The organism is Halomonas borealis (assembly GCF_004798905.1).
GTDB lineage: Bacteria > Pseudomonadota > Gammaproteobacteria > Pseudomonadales > Halomonadaceae > Halomonas > Halomonas borealis.
This window is the reverse complement of the sequence record NZ_SDMO01000014.1, coordinates 63,720-82,743: the sequence shown is the minus strand read 5'-3', so window position 1 is coordinate 82,743 and position 19,024 is coordinate 63,720. Positions and strand designations below refer to the sequence as shown.

At 68.6% G+C, this 19,024-nt stretch carries 15 protein-coding genes and 1 tRNA gene; 6 read left to right on the top strand and 10 right to left on the bottom strand.

What is annotated here, in order from left to right; translation table 11 throughout:
• Together ETC07_RS13180 and ETC07_RS13175 are read right to left on the bottom strand one after the other, a co-directional pair.
• A tRNA-Met gene (locus ETC07_RS13180) sits at positions 1-77 on the bottom strand.
• A gap of 93 nt (positions 78-170) precedes the next feature.
• Positions 171-1,109, bottom strand: coding sequence for a choline ABC transporter substrate-binding protein (locus ETC07_RS13175; protein ID WP_136248979.1), 939 nt, complete (start codon positions 1,107-1,109; stop codon positions 171-173).
• Between the two features lie 167 nt (positions 1,110-1,276).
• On the opposite strand from ETC07_RS13175, the gene betI reads away from it, so the two are divergent.
• The 4 genes from betI to ETC07_RS13155 all read left to right on the top strand — a co-directional run bounded on the left by betI (position 1,277) and on the right by ETC07_RS13155 (position 7,907).
• Positions 1,277-1,906, top strand: a complete 630-nt coding sequence (gene betI, locus ETC07_RS13170; RefSeq protein WP_205742553.1) for a transcriptional regulator BetI — start codon at positions 1,277-1,279, stop codon at positions 1,904-1,906.
• Positions 1,907-1,919: 13 nt separating this feature from the next.
• Positions 1,920-3,386: a betaine-aldehyde dehydrogenase gene (betB, locus tag ETC07_RS13165; protein WP_136248978.1), complete on the top strand. Its 1,467-nt coding sequence runs from the start codon at positions 1,920-1,922 to the stop codon at positions 3,384-3,386.
• A gap of 108 nt (positions 3,387-3,494) precedes the next feature.
• Positions 3,495-5,186 carry a choline dehydrogenase gene (betA, locus tag ETC07_RS13160; protein ID WP_136248977.1) on the top strand — a complete coding sequence of 564 codons (1,692 nt, stop codon included), beginning with the start codon at positions 3,495-3,497 and terminating at the stop codon, positions 5,184-5,186.
• A 273-nt stretch (positions 5,187-5,459) separates the two neighbouring features.
• Positions 5,460-7,907 carry an acyl-CoA dehydrogenase gene (locus tag ETC07_RS13155; protein ID WP_136248976.1) on the top strand — a complete coding sequence of 816 codons (2,448 nt, stop codon included), beginning with the start codon at positions 5,460-5,462 and terminating at the stop codon, positions 7,905-7,907.
• A gap of 95 nt (positions 7,908-8,002) precedes the next feature.
• Here ETC07_RS13155 and ETC07_RS13150 read toward each other — a convergent pair whose 3' ends face one another.
• The 3 genes from ETC07_RS13150 to ETC07_RS13140 form a co-directional block, all read right to left on the bottom strand.
• Positions 8,003-9,799: an SLC13 family permease gene (locus tag ETC07_RS13150; protein ID WP_136248975.1), complete on the bottom strand. Its 1,797-nt coding sequence runs from the start codon at positions 9,797-9,799 to the stop codon at positions 8,003-8,005.
• Positions 9,800-9,910: 111 nt separating this feature from the next.
• Positions 9,911-10,507: a carboxymuconolactone decarboxylase family protein gene (locus ETC07_RS13145; protein ID WP_136248974.1), complete on the bottom strand. Its 597-nt coding sequence runs from the start codon at positions 10,505-10,507 to the stop codon at positions 9,911-9,913.
• A 19-nt stretch (positions 10,508-10,526) separates the two neighbouring features.
• A complete protein-coding gene (locus ETC07_RS13140) occupies positions 10,527-11,855 on the bottom strand; it encodes an aspartate aminotransferase family protein (RefSeq protein ID WP_136248973.1) in 1,329 nt (442 codons plus the stop codon).
• 167 nt (positions 11,856-12,022) lie between these two features.
• On the opposite strand from ETC07_RS13140, the gene ETC07_RS13135 reads away from it, so the two are divergent.
• Entirely contained in the window at positions 12,023-12,928 is a 906-nt protein-coding gene (locus tag ETC07_RS13135; protein WP_136248972.1) for a MurR/RpiR family transcriptional regulator, read from the top strand.
• A gap of 78 nt (positions 12,929-13,006) precedes the next feature.
• On the opposite strand, the gene ETC07_RS13130 is transcribed toward ETC07_RS13135, so the two are convergent.
• The 3 genes from ETC07_RS13130 to ETC07_RS13120 all read right to left on the bottom strand — a co-directional run bounded on the left by ETC07_RS13130 (position 13,007) and on the right by ETC07_RS13120 (position 15,575).
• Positions 13,007-13,984 (bottom strand): NADPH:quinone reductase, encoded by a 978-nt coding sequence (locus ETC07_RS13130; protein WP_136248971.1) that lies wholly within the window; start codon positions 13,982-13,984, stop codon positions 13,007-13,009.
• A 145-nt stretch (positions 13,985-14,129) separates the two neighbouring features.
• A complete protein-coding gene (locus ETC07_RS13125) occupies positions 14,130-14,702 on the bottom strand; it encodes a hypothetical protein (protein ID WP_136248970.1) in 573 nt (190 codons plus the stop codon).
• A gap of 96 nt (positions 14,703-14,798) precedes the next feature.
• Positions 14,799-15,575, bottom strand: a complete 777-nt coding sequence (locus ETC07_RS13120; protein ID WP_136248969.1) for a YiiX/YebB-like N1pC/P60 family cysteine hydrolase — start codon at positions 15,573-15,575, stop codon at positions 14,799-14,801.
• Between the two features lie 113 nt (positions 15,576-15,688).
• Between ETC07_RS13120 and ETC07_RS13115 the strand changes: the two genes are divergently transcribed.
• Positions 15,689-16,432, top strand: a complete 744-nt coding sequence (locus ETC07_RS13115; RefSeq protein ID WP_136248968.1) for a glycerophosphodiester phosphodiesterase family protein — start codon at positions 15,689-15,691, stop codon at positions 16,430-16,432.
• A 234-nt stretch (positions 16,433-16,666) separates the two neighbouring features.
• Here ETC07_RS13115 and ETC07_RS13110 read toward each other — a convergent pair whose 3' ends face one another.
• A complete protein-coding gene (locus tag ETC07_RS13110; protein WP_136248967.1) occupies positions 16,667-18,133 on the bottom strand; it encodes a cobyric acid synthase in 1,467 nt (488 codons plus the stop codon).
• Positions 18,130-18,855: a 5,6-dimethylbenzimidazole synthase gene (gene bluB / locus ETC07_RS13105; protein ID WP_136248966.1), complete on the bottom strand. Its 726-nt coding sequence runs from the start codon at positions 18,853-18,855 to the stop codon at positions 18,130-18,132. Before bluB ends, ETC07_RS13110 begins: the two co-directional genes overlap by 4 nt.
• Positions 18,856-19,024: the final 169 nt, after the last annotated feature.

Sequence of the window (19,024 nt, the reverse complement as noted above, 5' to 3'; positions counted from 1 at the left end):
TGGTGGCTACGCCCTGACTCGAACAGGGGACCCCATCATTATGAGTGATGTGCTCTAACCAACTGAGCTACGTAGCCATTTTTCATGTCTCGGGAGCGAAGCCCGACGACGGGTGGGGATTATGCACGGCGCTTTGCCCCAAGGCAAGTCCGCCGTGCCTTGCCCGTCGTTCAGGAGGACAGCGCGTCCTTGACCGCGGGCAGCCCCGGCTCACCCTCGGCGGTGGTCACCCCGTCGAGCCAGCCTTCGAGAACCTCGGGATTCGCCTGCAGGTAGGCCCGCGCCGCCTCGCGCGGATCCGTGCCCTCGTCCATGATCTCGGCCATCAGCTGGTTTTCCATTTCCAAGGTGAAGGACAGGTTACCCAGCAGCTCTCCCACATTGGGGCGGGCCTCGGTGTAGCCGGCGCGTGTGTTGGTGTAGATGGTGGCGCCGCCCAAGTCGGGCCCGAAGTAGTCGTCGGCACCCTCCAGGTAGGCGATGTCGAAGTTGGTGTTCATGGGATGCGGCTCCCAGCCGAGGAACACCATCCACTGCTCGTCCGGCGTCCGCGCCTTGAGCTCGGCCAGCATGCCGGCCTCGCTGGAATCCACCAGGTTCCAGTCGCCCAGCCCGGAGGCATCGTCATCGATCATGTCCTGGATCAGCAGGTTGCCGTCGTTGCCGGCCTCGATGCCATGCAACGTGGCATCGAAACGATCGGCGTGCTCGGCCAGATCATCCACCGAGGTCACCCCGGCGTCGTAGACGTACTGCGGCACCGCCAGTGTATACTTGGCCCCCTCCAGATTGGCCCCCAGGCGATCCACCTGTCCGCGCTCGACGTAGGGATCACTGATCGAGGCCATGGACGGCATCCAGTTGCCGAGGAAGACGTCGAAATCGCCATTCTTCATCCCCGAGTAGGCGATGGGCACCGAGACGGTATCGATGCGGGTCTCGTAGCCGAGCGACTCGAGTACTTCGGTGGCCAGGGCGGTGGTGGCGGTGATATCCGTCCAGCCCACTTCGGCGAAGCGAATCGGCTGGCTGCCCTCCTCGGCGGCCATCAACGGTGAAGCGGACAGCGCCAGTGCGGTGGTCGCAAACCCCATGGTCATCTTGTTCATCGCGTATCTCCCCAGTTCTCGGGCAAGGCGTATCGCCCGATAGCAGATTCTGAATACCCATCTCTTTTATTGATTGAACGTTCAATAAAAAAATGGCAAGCTGTTGCTATCTTAACCATGCAACAGGGCATGGTTGCAAGACGAACCCCGGGAGAGGAGCCAACGCAGTGCCCAAGGTCGGAATGGAACCCATCCGTCGCCAGCAGCTGATCACGGCTACCATGGCGGCCATCGACGAGGTCGGCCTGGCCGACGCCACGGTGGCGCGCATTGCCCGCCATGCCGGCGTTTCCGCCGGCATCATCAGCCACTACTTCGGCGGCAAGGATGGCCTGCTGGAGGCGACGATGCGCCAGATCCTCAACGATCTCGGCGAGGCGATCTCGGCCCGCCGCCGAGTCTTGACGACCGATGCACCGATCGCCCACCTGGCGGCCATCATCGACGGCAACTTCGACCGCTCCCAGGTCACCGGACCGGTGGCCAAGACCTGGCTGGCCTTCTGGGCCAGCAGCATGCACCGCCCCGCCCTGGCCCGGCTGCAGAACGTCAACGACCGGCGCCTGTATGCCAACCTCAGCTACCAGTTCCGGCAGCTGCTGCCCAAAGCCAAGGCCCGGGATGCCGCCCGCGCCCTGGCCGCCATGATCGACGGCCTGTGGCTGCGCGGCGCCCTGACGCCCGACGGGCTCGACAGTGACCGCGCCCGCGGCCTGGCCCGGGACTACCTCGAGCAGCTGCTCACGTCCCAGGGTCTCGACGCCCGACACGCCGAGCCCCTCTTACTCGACTCCTGACCTGGAGGTCCTCATGACCCACGCAATCGAATCTCTCTACATCGACGGCCAGCGGGTGGACGCCACCTCCGGGGAGACCTTCCCGGTCGTCAATCCCTTCGATGGCAGCACCCTTGCCGCGGTCCAGCAGGCCAACGAGGCCGACGTGGACAGCGCCGTCGCCGCCGCCCGTCGTGGCCAGCGCGTCTGGGCGGCGATGACCGGCATGGAACGCGGCCGGGTGCTGCAACGCGCCGTGACGCTGCTCCGCGAGCGCAACGACGAGATCGCCGCACTGGAGACCCGTAACACCGGCAAGCCGATCAGCGAGACCACCGAGGTGGACATCGTCACCGGTGCCGACGTGCTCGAATACTACGCCGGCCTGGCCTCGGCCATCGAAGGCAGCCAGATCCCGCTGCGCGACACCTCTTTCGTCTATACACGCCGCGAGCCGCTGGGCGTGATCGGCAGCATCGGCGCCTGGAACTATCCGATCCAGATCGCCTGCTGGAAGTCTGCCCCGGCGCTGGCCGCCGGTAACGCCGTGGTCTTCAAGCCCAGCGAGGTCACCCCGCTGACCGTCATGGCCCTCGCCGAGTGCCTCACCGAGGCCGGCCTGCCCGACGGCGTGTTCAACGTGGTCCACGGCGACGCCCGGGTCGGCCAGTTGATCACCGGCCACGCCGGCATCGACAAGGTCTCCTTCACCGGCGAGATGGGCACCGGCAAGAAGGTGATGTCGGCCTCTGCCGCGTCCAGCCTCAAGGACGTGACCATGGAGCTGGGGGGCAAGTCGCCGCTGATCGTGTTCGACGACGCCGACCTGGATCGCGCCGCCGACGCCGCCATGATGGCCAACTTCTACTCCAGCGGTCAGATCTGCACCAACGGCACCCGGGTGTTCGTCTCAAGCGCCGTCAAGGAAGCCTTCGAGGACAAGATCCTCGAGCGCGTGGCACGCATCAAGGCCGGCGACCCGCAGGACCCGACGGTCAACTTCGGCCCGCTGGTGAGCTTCGAGCACCAGCACAAGGTGCTGTCATACATCGCCCTGGGCAAGCAGGAAGGCGCCCGCGTGCTGGTCGGCGGCGAAGCCTGGGACCAGGGCGACTGGGCTACCGGCGCCTGGGCCGCCCCCACGGTATTCACCGACTGCAGCGATCAGATGCGTATCGTGCGCGAGGAGATCTTCGGCCCGGTGATGTCGATCCTCGCCTTCGACGACGAGGAAGAGGTGATCCGCCGCGCCAATGACACCGCCTACGGGCTGGCCGCCGGGGTCTTCACCGAGGGGCTCAACCGCGCCCACCGGGTCATCCACCGCCTGGAAGCCGGCATCTGCTGGGTCAACACCTGGGGCGAGTCCCCCGCCGAGATGCCGGTGGGCGGCTACAAGCAGTCCGGCGTCGGCCGCGAGAACGGCGTCGAGACCCTGGCCCACTACACCCAGACCAAGTCGGTACAGGTCGAGATGGGCGCCTTCGAATCGGTGTTCTGATCCCCTGCCCGGCGGCCACCGACCCTGGCCGCCGGGCCCTCGATCCAGAGGGCGCGCGGCCAGTCGCCGTGCGCCATGCGACCCTTTTGACTGTTTCAGGGAGGCTCCATGTCGCAGTCCCGTGAGTTCGATTACGTCATCATCGGCGCCGGCTCGGCCGGCAATGTCCTCGCCACCCGCCTGACCGAGGACCCGAACGTCGAGGTGCTGCTGCTCGAGGCCGGCGGCCGCGACCACCGCTTCGACTTCCGCACCCAGATGCCGGCGGCTCTGGCCTTCCCGTTACAGGGCAAGCGCTACAACTGGGCCTTCGAGACCGACCCCGAGCCGCACATGGACGGCCGGCGCATGGAGTGCGGCCGCGGCAAGGGATTGGGTGGCTCCTCGCTGATCAACGGCATGTGCTACATCCGCGGCAACGCCCTGGACTACGACGGCTGGGCCCAGCGCGGCGGCCTCGAGGACTGGAGCTACGCCGACTGCCTGCCCTACTTCAGGAAGGCCGAGACCCGCGACATCGGCGCCAATGACTACCACGGCGGCGATGGCCCGGTCAGCGTGGCCACCCCGAAGGCAGGCAACAATCCGCTCTATCACGCCTTCATCGAGGCCGGTCATCAGGCCGGCTACCCGGCCACCGAGGACGTCAACGGCTACCAGCAGGAAGGCTTCGGCCCCATGGACCGCTTCGTCACTCCCAAGGGCCGGCGCGCCTCCACGGCGCGCGGCTATCTCGATCAGGCCAAGCCACGCGCCAACCTGACCATCGAGACCCGCGCCACCACCGATGTGATCACCTTCGAGGGCCAGCGCGCCAGCGGCGTACGCTACACACGCGGCGGCCAGCCACAGCAGGTCAAGGCGCGGCGCGAGGTGCTGCTGTGCGCCGGCGCCATCGCCTCACCGCAGATCCTGCAACGCTCCGGCATCGGCCCGAAAGATGTGCTCGACGAACTCGGCATCACGCCGGTCAAGGTCAACGACAACGTCGGGCAGCATCTCCAGGACCACCTGGAGATGTACATCCAGTACGAGTGCACACAGCCGATCTCACTGTATCCGGCGCTCAAGTGGTTCAACCAGCCGAAGATCGGCGCCGAGTGGATGCTGTTCGGCAGCGGCGTGGGCGCCAGCAACCAGTTCGAGGCCGCCGGATTCATCCGTAGCCGCGATGACGAGGCATGGCCGAACCTGCAGTACCACTTCCTGCCCATCGCCATCAGCTACAACGGCAAGAGCGCGGTGCAGGCCCACGGCTTCCAGGCCCACGTCGGCTCCATGCGCTCCGAGAGCGAGGGCCGGGTACGCCTGACCTCGCTGGACCCCAAGGCCGCGCCCTCGATCCTGTTCAACTACATGTCTACCGAGAAGGACTGGCAGGAGTTCCGCGACGCCATTCGCCTGACCCGCGAGATCATCGAACAGCCGGCCATGGACGAGTATCGCGGCCGCGAAATCTCTCCGGGGCCGAACGTGCAGAGCGACGCCGAGCTCGATGCCTTCGTCCGCGAACACGCCGAGACCGCCTACCATCCCTGCGGCACCTGTCGCATGGGTGACGGCGACGACGCCGTGGTCGACGGTGCCGGTCGGGTCCACGGCGTCGAGGCCTTGCGGGTGATCGATGCCTCGCTGTTCCCGGTGATCCCCACCGGCAACCTCAACGCGCCGACGATCATGCTGGCCGAGAAACTGGCCGACAGCATCCGTGGCCGCGAGCCGCTACCGAAGAGCGATGCGCCCTACTATGTCGCCCAGGACACCCCCGCCCAGCGGCCACCGCGGCGCCCCACGAACTGATCAAACCGCCGGCACCACCGCGACGCCCCGCTTCCAGCGGGGCGTCTCGCGTTGGATGCCCCAGCGCATGGTGACAGGGCACCGGGGCGGTTCTTACCATCGACGGCAAAGGCGGCGCCCGGCGACGCATTCAGCGCGCCCTGTGTCGCCCAGTCGGCCCTTTCATCGCCACCGTTGGATGATGCATCGCGACTCGGGTATTGGCGAGCAGGCACCGAATGGGCTAGTCTGAAGACATTCAAACAAGTGTTCGAATACTACGGAGCCGCCACCATGCTGACCCTGTTCTTGCTGTTACTGGCCGTTGCCGGCCTGCTCATCGTGATGCGCCGCGAGGCGGGCGCCCTGCCCGCCCTGGCCGTGACCGGTCTCGCCGGGCTGGCCGGGCTGGCCTCCGGCGCCATCGTCATCGGCGTGCTGCTGCTCGTCGCCACCGCGGCCATCGCCGCCTGTGGCCTGCCCATGCTGCGCCGGCGCTGGCTGACGCCACGCCTGTTCGCGATGTTCAAGCGCGTCGCCCCTAAGGTCTCGGCCACCGAGCGTACCGCCCTGGAGGCCGGCAGCGTGGCCTGGGACGGCGAATTGTTCACCGGTCGCCCCGATTGGCAGCGGCTGCTGGCCTACCGTGACGACGGCCTGACCGACGCCGAGCGCGCCTTCCTCGACCATCAGTGCGGCGTCGCCGCCGGCATGTGCAACGACTGGGACATCGCCCGCGAACGCGCCGATCTGCCCCAGGAGCTGTGGGACTACATCAAGCGCGAAGGCTTCTTCGGCATGATCATTCCCCAGCAATACGGCGGCCTCGGCTTCTCCGCCAAGGCTCAGTCGATGGTGCTGCAGAAGCTGGCCGTCAACGAGACGCTGATGGTCACCGTCGGCGTGCCCAACTCCCTCGGCCCCGGCGAGCTGCTGCTCAAGTACGGCACCGAGGAACAAAAGGATCACTACCTGCCGCGACTGGCCGACGGCCGTGAGATTCCCTGCTTCGGCCTGACCGGCCCGCGCGCCGGCTCTGACGCCACCTCGCTGCCCGATATCGGCACGGTGGTGCGCCGCGAGATCGACGGCGAAACGGTGCTGGGGCTCGAGCTGACCTTCGAGAAACGCTGGATCACCCTGGCACCGATCGCCAGCGTGGTCGGCCTGGCCTTCCGGCTGTTCGATCCCGACCGGTTGCTCGGCGAGGAAGAGGACCGCGGCATCACCCTGGCGCTGGTTCCGCGCGACACCGAAGGCATGCAGATCGGCCGTCGCCACCATCCCATCGGCAGCCCCTTCCTCAATGGCCCGATCAAGGGCGAGCGCGTCTTCGTGCCGCTATCCACCATCATCGGCGGCGAGGCGATGATCGGCCAGGGCTGGCGCATGCTGGTCGAGTGCCTGTCGGTGGGCCGCTGCATCACCCTGCCCTCCGGCGCCACCGGCACCGCCCGCTACGCCCTGGGCTGGAGCGGCGGCTTCGCGCGCATCCGCCGCCAGTTCAACGTCCCGGTGGCCGAGATGGAAGGCGTCCAGGAGCCGCTGGCCCGCATGGCGGCGCTCGGCTACATCGCCCAGGCCGCGGTCTACCAGACCGCCAACACCATCGACCACGGCGAGAAGCCGGCGGTGCCCTCGGCGATCCTCAAGAGCCAGCTCACCGAGTTCCAGCGCCTGATCCTGGCCGATGCCATGGACATCCACGGCGGCAAGGCGGTGACGCTCGGCCCACGCAACTACCTGGGCATCGGCTATAGCGCCAACCCGGTGGCCATCACCGTCGAAGGCGCCAACATCATGACCCGTAACCTGATGATCTTCGGTCAGGGGGCGATCCGCTGCCATCCCTACGTACTCGAGGAACTGGCCGCCAAGGACAACGACGATGTCAGCGCCTTCGACAGCGCCTTCTTCGGCCATGCCGGGCTGATCTTCGGTAACGCCGCTCGTGCCCTCACCCTGGGATTCGGCCTCGGACGGGCGAGCGTGCCCTTCGACGACGTCGCCGCACCCTACGCACAAGAGATCGCGCGGCTCTCCGCCGGCTTCTCGCTCACCGCCGACGCCGCCATGGCCAGCCTCGGCTCCAAGCTCAAGCAACGCGAGATGCTCTCCGCGCGCCTCGGCGATGTGCTCTCCAACCTCTACCTGGCGAGCCTGATGCTCAAGCAATGGCACGAGGGCGAGCGCGTCGAGCAGGAAGACACCCTGCTCCACTACGCCGCGCGTCTGTTGCTGGAGCGCACCGAGCAGGCCTTCGATGAGCTGTTCGACAACCTGCCCAATCGCGCCCTGGGCCGGATGCTGCGCGTGCTGGTGATGCCCCGCGGCCGTCGCTGGTCACGCCCCGACGACGACCTGACGCGGTCCATCGCCCAGGCCGTGACCCGCGACAGCGCCCTGCGCCAACGCCTGCTGACCAACACCTGGGATGCCGACGACGGGCCGCAGGATAACCCGCTGGCCCGCTACAATGCCCTGCTGGCCACCCAGGAACGCGCCGAGGCGCTGTATCGCACCGTCGGCAAGGCCCATGCCAAGGGCGAGATTTCGGCCGAGGCCCTGCACCCCGAGCAGCAGGTCGAGGCTGCCCTCGCCGCCGGATTGATCGGCGAGGACGACGCCACCTTCATGCGCCAGCGCGAAGCGGAGGTGCTGGACATGCTGACCGTCGACGACTTCGAATACGACGCCTTCGTCACCGACAAATCCAAGGTCCTGCGCCACCACCCGGCCTGACGCCCCCTCCCCTCCACGACGATGCCCCGGCAACCCGCCGGGGCATTTTATTGCTCCCCCTGGCAGGCGCCTCAGCATGACGCCTGGGAAGGCTGCTAGAGCGGCCAGACCCAGAGGATCAGCGGCAGCGCCACCGCCATCACGGCAAGCGACAGCGGCAGCCCCAGCCGCCAATAGTCGCCGAAGCGATACCCTCCCGGGCCCATCACCAGGGTGTTGGACTGATGGCCGATCGGCGTCAGGAAGGCACAGGAAGCGCTGACCGCCACCGCCATCAAGAAGGGGTCCGGCGAGGCCGAGAAACCCGCGGCCAGGCTGGCCGCGATGGGCGCCATCAGCAGCGCCGCGGCCGCATTGTTGATCACGTTGGAGAGCAACATGCCGATCGCGAACAACCCGGCCAGGGTGAGCACCACCGGCCAGTCGCCGCCCAGCACCAGCAGCGTCTCGGCGATGAGCCCGGCGCCGCCACTGGTCTCCAACGCCTGGCCCACCGGGATCATCGCGCCGAGCAGCACGATCACCGGGCCGTCGATGGCCTGATAGGCCTCGCGCAGGCTCAGCACGCCGACCAACAGCGAGACCAGGGCGGCGCCGGAGAGCGCCACCGCCGCGGGCAGCCAGTCGAGCATCATGGTCATGATCGCCACCGCGAATATCGCCACCGAGAGCAGTAGCCGACGCGGCTGGCCGAGGGCCAGGTTGCGCCGGGCCAACGGCAGGCAGCCCAGGGTCGTCAGGCTCTCGCCGAGGTCATCCTCGCCACCCTGCAGCAGCAGCACGTCGCCGGCGCGGAAACGAATGTCGCGCAATCGCTGATCGAGACGCCCACCATCCCGGGCCACCGCGACCAGATGCAGGCCGAACTGGTTGAGCAGGCGCAGCTGGCCGACCGTGCGGCCCTGCATCACCGAGTCGTTGCGTATGACCGCCTCCGCCAGCTGGAGGCCCTCGGTGTCCATCGCGGCGCGACCCTCGTCCGCGTCATGCTCGTCCTCATGCTCCGACTCGACGCCCATCACCAGCCCCGCCTTGTCCTCGAGCAGCGCCATCTCGTCGGGGCCGGCCTCCACCAGCAGGATGTCGTGGGCCTGGAGGGTACCGAGGAAGACATGCCCGGGGTGGCGTTTCTCGCCACGCACCACCGCCAGCACCGGGATCGGCTCCTCCAGGGCCCGCCGCAGGTCGCGCAGCGACCAGCCCACCGCCTTGCCCTCCTCGGGCACATGCAGCTCGATCAGGTAATGGGCGGTATCGAACATCGCCTCCATCGAGGCCTTGCCGGCTCGCTGCGGCACCAGGTGGCGGCCGGCCAGCACGATGACCACCAACCCCACCAGGGCCACGCTGGCGCCGACGGGAAAGAACTCGAACATGCCGAAGCCCTCGCCGGTCAGCGTGCGCCGATAGGCCGAGATGATGATGTTGGGAGGCGTACCGATCAGGGTCGTCAGGCCACCGAGCAGTGAGCCGAAGGCCAACGGCATCAGCAGCAGCGAGGGAGGACTATCGTGCTCACGGGCCAGGCGCAATGCCACCGGCAACATCAGTGCCAGGGCACCGACGTTGTTCATGATCCCGGAGAGCACCAGCACGGTGCCGCTGAGCACCAGGGTCTGCAGGATCAGGCGATCGCCGACGCGCAATGCCTGCTCGGCGATCACGTCGACCAGCCCCGAACGCTCGAAGCCGCGGCTGAGCACCAGCACCGCGGCCACGGTGATCACCGCCGGATGACCGAAGCCGAGGAAGGCCTCCTCGGCGGGCACCAGCCCCAGCAGTACCGACGAAAGCAGCGCCGCCAACGCCACCAGGTCGTAACGGAAACGCCCCCACACGAAGGCCGCCAGGGTCGCCCCGAGCAGGCAGAAGACCTGTGTGCTGTCGGTCATGGCGGTTCACCTCCCTGTGGCGTAACGCGGGCGGCGGACACGGCGGCGCCCCCTGTCACCAGCATCGTCGCTAATCCCTCATCCCACCAGTGTGCGCGCCAGGATGGCCGTTCAATCCTGAGGCGCGTGGCCCCGCGGCGGCTCGGGAAACGGCAGCGGCTCGTCGCCACGGCGCACCGCGAAGACATTGAGCGTCATCGCCACCAGCGCGTAGTAGCCGAACACGCCGACCAGCTCGACCACCGCCGGCTCGCCGAAGGCCGCCACCGCCTCGGCGTAGAGCGCATCACTGACGCGCCGGGTGGTATACAGTGATTGCCCCAGGCGTATCACCAGCGCCTCGTCGTCGCGCGCCACATCCAGCGCATGATCGGCGTCCGGTCCCTCATGCAGCGCCTCGATCAGCGCCGCGGAGACGCCGGCCTCCTGGGCGATAGGGGCATGAATCTGCCACTCCGCCTGGGACTGCCACCAGGAGGCGGTGAACAGGATCGCCAGCTCGGTGAGCCGCGTGTCCAGGCGCGTGCCATAGCGGCAGAAGGCCCCCAGGCGCTGGGCGTGATCGGCCAGCTCCGGGCTGTGGATCCAGGCCAGGAAGGGGCCATCGAGGTTGCCGCGTGGGCCGCCGAGGATGGCGTCCAGCACGCGGCGTTGTGCCGCTGACGCCGTGGCGTCGTCGAGCGCCGGCAGACGGGAGGTGATCGGCATCGTGGACTCCTTCGTGTGGTCAGTGGGCGCCGAGGACGCGTCGCAGGGTCGTGTCGAGCTTGTCGACGAGCTCGTCGAGATGGGCCTCTTCGAGGATGAACGGCGGCGCCAATAGGATATGGTCGCCGCGCCGACCGTCGAGGGTACCGCCCATGGGGTAGCACATCAGGCCCTGATCCATGGCGGTGCGCTTGAGCTCGGCGTGCAGCCGGCGCTCGGGATCGAACGGCGTCTTGTCGTCGCGATCGGCGACCAGCTCGAGGCCGCGAAACAGCCCGCGGCCACGGATATCGCCGACATGGGGATGCGCACCGAGGCGATCCTCCAGGCGCCGCTGCAGCCCGTCGCCCAATACCCGGACGCGGGCCAGCAGATCGCGGGACTCTATGGCACGCTGCACCGCCAGCGCCGCGGCACAGGCGGTGGCATGGCCGATGTAGGTATGGCCGTGCTGGAAGAAGCCGGAGCCCTCGGCGATGGCCGAACGGATGTGCTCGCCGACCAGGGTCGCGCCGATCGGCTGGTAGCCGGCGCCGAGGCCCTTGGCGATGGTCACCAGGTCCGGCGCCACGCCTTCCTGCTCGGCGGCGAACAGGCTGCCGGTGCGCCCCATGCCGCACATCACCTCATCGAGGATCAAGAGAATCCCGTGGCGGTCGCAGATCTCGCGCACGCGCCGGAAGTAGCCCGGCACCGCGGGTACCGCGCCGAGCGTCGCGCCCACCACCGGCTCGGCGACGAAGGCCATCACCGTGTGCGGCCCCAGGCGATGAATCTCGGCCTCGAGCTCACGGGCCAGCCGCTCGCCATAGGCCTCCGCGGTCTCATCCGATGCCTGGCCACGATAGGCGTAGCAGGGGCTGACATGGCTGACCTCCGCCAACAGCGGCTCGAACGGTCGACGCCGCCAGGCGTTGCCACCGGTGGCGAGCGCCCCGAGGGTGTTGCCGTGATAGCTCTGGCGCCGGGCGATCAGATGCCGGCGCTCGGGCTCGCCGCGCTCGATGAAGTACTGCCGCGCCAGTTTCAGCGCCGCCTCCACCGCCTCGGAGCCACCCGAGACGAAATACGCCGAGGACACCCCCTCGGGTGCCCGCTCGATCAGGAAGTCGGCCAGCGCCTCCATCGGCTCGTTGGTGAAGAACGAAGTGTGGGCATAGGCCAGCCGGCCGACCTGCTCACGGATCGCCTCGCTGACCTCGACGTCGCTATGGCCCAGGCAGGAAACCGCGGCGCCGCCGCTGGCGTCCAGGTAGCGCCGCCCCTCGGCATCGATCAGGTAGGGCCCTTCGCCGCGCACGGCCGTGGGGTAGTGCTGCTTGAGGTGGCGGTGGAAGACGTGACTCATGCGACTCTCCCGAGGGGGTTGTGCAAATACATTGCCCATTCTCATTAAATGCAAATATATTTGCAACACATGCCTCGACGACCCTGACGCCACCCCTCGCGATCGCTACAATGCCCTCTCCTGCATGCCTCGCCTCATTCCTCAGCGCCCGGGAGCCCTCGCCCCTCATGACCGCCACTTCGCCCTCTCGACTCGCTACCCTGGACGACCTCGAGCGCCTGCTCGCCGACCTCGAGGCCGGGCACGGCGAGCTACGCCTGGGTAAACGCTCGCGGCAGGTGCTGGCGGCGCTGACCGGCGCGCCTCAGCAGGCCGCGGTCTCCTCGATCAGCGACCTGGCGGTGCGCCTGGGCGTCAGCCCCTCGACCCTCTCGCGACTCTCGCAGCGGCTCGGCTTCGAGGGTTTCGCCGGACTGCAGGCGATATTCCGCCGCCACGTCACCGAGGGGCAGCACTTCTACAGCGACCAGGTCTCGCGGCTGCTGGAGGGAGAACAGGGCGACGACGCGCTCGGCCGGCTGACCCGCCTGGGCCGCCAGGAAAGCGCCAATATCGGCGACATGGTGGCGAGCATCGACGGCGAGGCCCTGGAACGCGCCGCACGGCGGCTGGCGGAGGCCCGGCGGGTGAGGATTCATGGTCGTCGCCAGTTCGCCTCGCTGACCTCGTTCCTGGCCTATGGGCTGGGCATGCTGCGCCCCGACGCCGCACCGCTCGATGCCGCCGGCCACGGCATCGCGGATGCCCTGGCCCGGCTCGATGGCGACGATGTGCTGGTGGTGATCAGCGCCTTTCCCTATACCCCGAGCGTGCTGACCGCCGCCGAGGTGGCCGCCCGCCAGGGCGTGACGGTGATCGCCTTGACCGATGTCACGAACTCGCCGCTCGCCCGGGCCGCCGATGAATGCTTCGCGGTACCGAACCACAGCCTGTTCTTCAGCAACGCCATGTGCGCCTTCATGCTGCTGTCCGAGGGACTCTTGAGCGAGGTGGCAAGCCAGTTGGGCGAGGACGGGGTGGCCTCGCTGCAACGCCGCGAGCACATGATCGGCGAGCTCGGCGACGCGCTGTGACGCGCACTCCTGCCACGCCGACGGCCCCGCGTCCGGTAGGGCGCGGGGCCGTGGTCAGGCATGAGAAGCACTTCACGCTCAGGGAATCAGAATGGTCGATCCGGTGGTCCGCCGCTCCGCCAGCGCCTGCTGGGCCTGGGCGGCCTCGGCCAGCGGATAGCGTTGACCGATGTCGATCGTCACCTCGCCGCTTGCCAGCCGCGCGAACAGGTCGGCGGCCATAGCCTCGAGGCGCTCGCGGGTGTCGGCGTAGCCGTTGAGGCTCGGGCGAGTCACGAACAGCGAGCCCTTCTGATTGAGGATGCCGACGTTGACGCCCTCCACCGCTCCCGAGGCGTTGCCGAAGCTGACCATCAGGCCACGCTTCTTCAGGCAATCGAGCGAGGTTTCCCAGGTGTCCTTGCCCACCGAGTCGTAGACCACGTCGCACATCGCGCCGTCGGTCAGCTCACGGACCCGCTCGGCGACGTCCTCGCGAGTATAGTCGATGGTCGCCCAGGCCCCGTTCTTCTCGGCCAGCGCCGCCTTTTCCGGCGAACTCACCGTGCCGATCAGCTTCACGCCCAGCGCCTTCGCCCATTGGCAAGCGATGGAGCCGACGCCCCCGGCGGCGGCATGCCAGAGGATGGTCTCGCCGCCCTGGAGCGGATAGGTCTGGCGCAGCAGGTACTGCACGGTGAGGCCCTTGAGCATCGCCGCGGCGGCGGTCTCCATCGCGACGCCCTCGGGCAGCGCCACGACCTTCTCGCCCGGCAGCACGTGCTGTTCGCCGTAGGCACCAAGCGGCCCCTGGGCATAGGCCACACGATCGCCGACCGTCAGATGCTCGACGCCCTCGCCCACGGCATCGACCACCCCCGCACCCTCGGTGCCGAGCCCAGAGGGCAGCGCCGGCGCCGGATACAGGCCGGTACGGAAGTAGATGTCGATGAAGTTCAGGCCCACCGCCTGGTTGCGGACCCGAACCTCGCCGGGCCCCGGCTCGGCGGGGGTGACATCGATGAGCTCGAGCACCTCGGGCCCACCGGTGCGGGAAAACTGGATGCGCTTGGCCATGCTGGTCTCCTAGACGCCGCTGATGAAGGGGCCGACCAGTCAAGCGCCCCCGACACGCCGGGTCAAGCGCCGAGCGCGACGCCATAGCCCTGACGCCCCCACGGCGACGCCATCGAGCGGCGCCCGGCATCTCGCGCATGGCGCCTCACAGCGTGGTGGGGAAGGCCTCCAGGCCATCGACGAAGCGCTGCTTATAGTCCTCGAACTGCGCCTGGTCGCGCTTGAACGACTGCACGACACCCTTTTCGTCTACCGTAAGGGTGCGCGGCAGATCCTCGAGCCCGGTGGCCGGATGGCGCTTCGACAGGCCGATCCGCACGCCGCCCTGGCCTTCGAACCAGCGCTCGATGCCGGCCTCACGGAAGCGCGCCTGCTGGGCCTCGTCGGTGGCATCCACGCGTAACGGTGCGCGCAGCGCCAGCTCGCCGACCAGTCGCATCGCCGGGGCAGTCACCGTCTCGGTGGCCAGATCCGCCAGCTGCATGATCGTCATGCCTTCGCCCGTCTCGTCCAACGCCAGCAGGGCCAGCGCCAGCGGATGCCCCTGGTCGTCGACCATCGCCAGCAACCGTGCCGCCTCCTGTGGGAACAGCACGCCCGTCACGCCGGCGAAGGTCACCAACGGCGCGATGCCGGCCTCCTGGCCATAGGCCTCGGCGCACAGCCGCGCCAGGCAGGCCTCGCGCTGGGCCGCGTTCTTGATATGCACCACTCTCATCGCGTCTGACTCTCCTTCGCTGCCTGTCTCAAGGTGTCCCAAGCTCCGATGCCCGGCGCGACCGGGCATGAAAGCGCGCAGCCTAGCACAGACGCGTCACTCCGTCCGGCCTGCCCCGCCCTCATCGGGCACGGCTCCCCATATCAGGTGTCGATGATCGAAATGACGATCCAGGGTCGGCTTGACGACCTGGAAATACGGCGAGACATCGAAGTCGCGGGGCACGAAATGGCTATAGTGGCGGGGGTATAGCACCTGGATCTCGTCGCCCCCACCGGCCGCATCCCGCGACTCGGCGAGCACCCTACGCGGCAGGATCGGATAGCGGATCGACTGGAAGGCCTGGGCGATCAGCGTGGAGCAGATCGCGCGGGTGGGGTCCCCGCTGCCCAACACCAGCATCGGGCGCCGCCAGCGCGACGGCACCGGGGGCATCGGCAACAGATAGCGCGCCAGGTCGAAGACATGATGCAGATCATAGCGCTCGCCCAGGCGTGCCCCGGCGAAGTCGATCAATTGCGCCACCTCCGAGGCGTCCAGACCCACCGGACGGCAGATACGGCAGTGCAGGTCGGCGTAGTCCTCGAGCCCGACTCGACGCACGCCCTCGCGCATGTCGGCCTCGATCAGCCCCAGCGGCCCGCCGCCGGCCGCCTCGAAGGCCTCGCCCACGTACAGGGCGGCATGCGACCAGGTCGACTGGGTGAGATACTTGATCGCCGTGCTGATCCGGGTATTGCCCTCGATCACCAGCACGTCGCCGGGTCGCAGGCAGGCCACCAGCCGTGGGTAATCCACCGGATCGAGGGTCTTCAACCCGGGCAGCGGCTTGGTAAGGTAGCGGCTCAGCCAGTCGCCGATGTAATGTCTCATGGAGACCTCCTGTACCCAGCGCCGACCCGGCGACGCCCCGGTCGGTGCGTCGTTGCCATCTTCTCCCGCCTGCGGCACGGCGTCCAGGCCACCCACCGCTCGGAGCACTCATCATGCCTCTCGGCTCGCCGCCGCTCATCGTGCCACGCCTGATCGCCCATCGTGGCCTCTCGGCCCACGCCCCGGAGAACACCCTGGCGGCGGTACGCGCGGCGGCGGCGGCCGGCATTCGCTGGGTGGAACTCGATGTCCAGTTGCTCGGCGACGGCACCCCGGTGATCTGGCACGACCGCGACATCGCACGCTGCTCGGACGGCCGCGAGCGGCTGTCCGAGCTGACACTCGCCACGGCCCGGCGGCGCGACGCGGGCGGCTGGTTCGCGCCCGCCTTCGCCGGCGAGCCCATGGCGACCCTCGACGAGATGCTCGCGCTGCTCGTCGAGCTCGGCATGGGCGTGAATCTGGAGCTCAAGGTCAACCGTGGGCACGACCCGCTGGCGCTGGCCGAGGCGGCGGTGCCGGCGCTGATGGCGGCGCTACCCGCCGAGCGGCGACTGGTGTCGTCCTTCGACGCGCGGGCGCTGAGGGCCAGCCGGGCGCTGGCCGGGCCCGAGCGGCTGGCCCTCGGCGCGCTGTTCGACCGCGTGCCCCATGACTGGCAGGCCCGCGCCGAGGCGGTCCAGGCCGTCAGCGTGCACGCCAACTGGAAGCCGCTGAAGGCGGAGCGAGCCCGGGCCATCAAGGCCGCCGGCTACGCCCTGCTCTGCTTTACGGCCAACGATCCCCGCGCCTTCGCACCGCGCTGGGACTGGGGCGTCGACGCGGTGATCAGCGACGACCCCACGCGCTTTCTATGAGCCTGTCGTGGTGATCCACTGATACTGCCGGCAACACGCCTTCACGAGGGCGCAGTGCCCCCGTCCCTGAGCGCTACCGACGCCGGCGACGCTCTCGCACCCTGCCCTGCTTGCAAGACCGGTGTAGGCCAACCTTGGCCAGCCCGTTCGAAACAATGCGCCACCCCCTTGGCGTAGGACCCTCGCTGCGGCTTGCCCCCGGCATCTTGTTACCCTGCTGGGAGGCGTCTTCGCTCAGCCGCCGATCAGCGCCTCGAGGGCACCGGGGTCGAGGCTCGCCTCCAGGGCATCGGCCAGCCGATCGAGCTGTCGCTCGCGATGCTCGGCCAGTTCCACGGCCGCCCCTTGGCTGCCAGGAGTCGACGCCTCCAACCCCAGCCGTGCCAGCAACGCCTCGGCCGCCGGCGCCTCGTCGAACAGGCCGTGCAGGTAGGTGCCCATCACCTGACCGTCCTCGCTCACCGCGCCGTCCGGGCGACCATCGAGGTCGAGCAGCGGCCGAGCGAGCGCCGCACCCTCGCTGACACCGTTGTGGATCTCGTAGCCGCTGACCACCACCGGCTCGCCGGCGAGTGTTCCTCGTACGTTGCGAAGCCGCTTGCCGGCCACCATGTGCGTGCGCATCGACAGCAGCCCTAGCCCCGGCACGCTGCCCGCCTCGCCCTCGAGGCCCTGCGGGTCGTCGATCGAATCGCCGAGCATCTGGAAGCCGCCGCAGATACCGAGCACCCGGCCGCCATAGCGCAGGTGACGGCGAATGACCGGCTCCCAGCCCTCGTGGCGCAACCAGGCCAGGTCGGCGGCGGTGCTCTTGCTGCCGGGCAGCAGGATTACATCGGCGGGCGGGATGGCGCGCCCCGGACCCACCACGCTCAGCTCGACCCGTGGATGCAGGCGCAGGGCATCGAGATCGGTGTGATTGCTGATCCGCGGCAGCGCCGGCACCACCACCCGAAGCCCAGGCGCCTCGACGGCGCTGCCGGTCATGCCCAGGCCGTCCTCGGCGTCCAGCAACAGCCCCTGAAGATACGGCAGCACGCCCAGCACCGGCTTGCCGGTGTGCTCGGTGAGCCACTCGAGGCCCGGTTCGAGCAGCGCGAGATCACCGCGGAAGCGATTGATCACCAGCCCGGTGACGCGGGCTCGCTCGCTTTCGCTGAGCAGCTCAAGGGTGCCCACCAGCTGAGCGAAGACCCCGCCACGGTCGATGTCGGCGACCAGCCAAACCGGGCAGTCCACGGCCTCGGCGAAGCCCATGTTGGCGATATCGTTGTGCCGCAGGTTGACCTCGGCGGGGCTGCCGGCGCCCTCGGCGATGACCAGCTCATGGCGGCTCGTCAGCCGTTCCCAGGCCGATAGCACGGTCTCCCGGGCCTGGCGCTTGAAGGCATGGTAGTCCAGCGCCTGCATATGGCCATGGACTCGCCCCTCGAGGATCACCTGGGCGCCCCGATCGGTCTCGGGCTTGAGCAGCACTGGATTCATGTCGGCATGGGGCGCCAGGCCACAGGCGAGCGCCTGCAAGGCCGTAGAGCGCCCGATCTCGCCCCCTTCCGGCGTCACCGCGCTGTTCAGGGCCATGTTCTGGGGCTTGAAGGGCGCCACCGCCACGCCGCGCCGGGCGAGCAATCGACACAGCCCCGCCACCAGCGTGCTCTTGCCGGCATCCGAGGTGGTGCCCTGGATCATCAGCGCCTTCATCGCTCGCCCTCCCGGGCCGCGAGCGCCTCGAACAGCGCCGGCGCATCCGCCGCCTCGCCCCAGCCGTTGCCGTGCACCCGCTCGGCCAATGGCAGTCGCTGGCGCCAGCCGGCGCGGGCCAGCTCCGGCTGGTCGTGGAACGCCTCGACGTAGCCCAGGCACAGGTAGGCAAGCGGATAGACGTGATCCGGCAGGCCCAGCACCTCGGCCAGCTCATCCTGGTCGAGGATGCTGACCCAGCCCACGCCGATGCCCTCGGCGCGAGCCGCCAGCCACAGGTTCTGCACCGCCAGGCAGGTGCTGAACAGGTCCATCTCGACGATGCTCTGGCGGCCCAGCACGTGCTCTCCGCCACGGCGCCGATCGCAGCTGATGCACAAATTGAGTGGGCTCTCGCGGATGCCCTCCAGCTTGAGGCGGCGATACAACTCGCCACGCTCGCCGCGGTGGGCCTCGGCCGCCTTGGTATTCTCGCGCTCGAAGATGGCGTGCACTTGCTCGCGCACCGCGCGATCGTCGATGAGCAGGAAGTCCCAGGGTTGCATGAAGCCCACCGAGGGCGCGTGATGGGCGGCCTCGAGCAGGCGCGCCAGCACCTCGGGCGGAATCGGGTCCGGGCGGAACCGAGCGCGCACGTCGCGACGCTCGAAGATGGCCCGGTAGAGGCCCTCGCGCTGCGCTTCGGGGAAGGCATGATCGGGTCGCCCGGTCGGGTCTGCCATACGGCGGTCTCCTGGAAAACTTGGTGGTGGGATAACGCTGCCCCGGGGGGAGGATGAGGTTACCCGGCGCCAACCCTCCGCGTGGGCGCTGTGAACCCATCCCTGGGCGCTACTTTTGCCCTGTGGCGCTCTCGCATCCTGCTCCGCTTGCAGGACCGGTGTTGGCCAT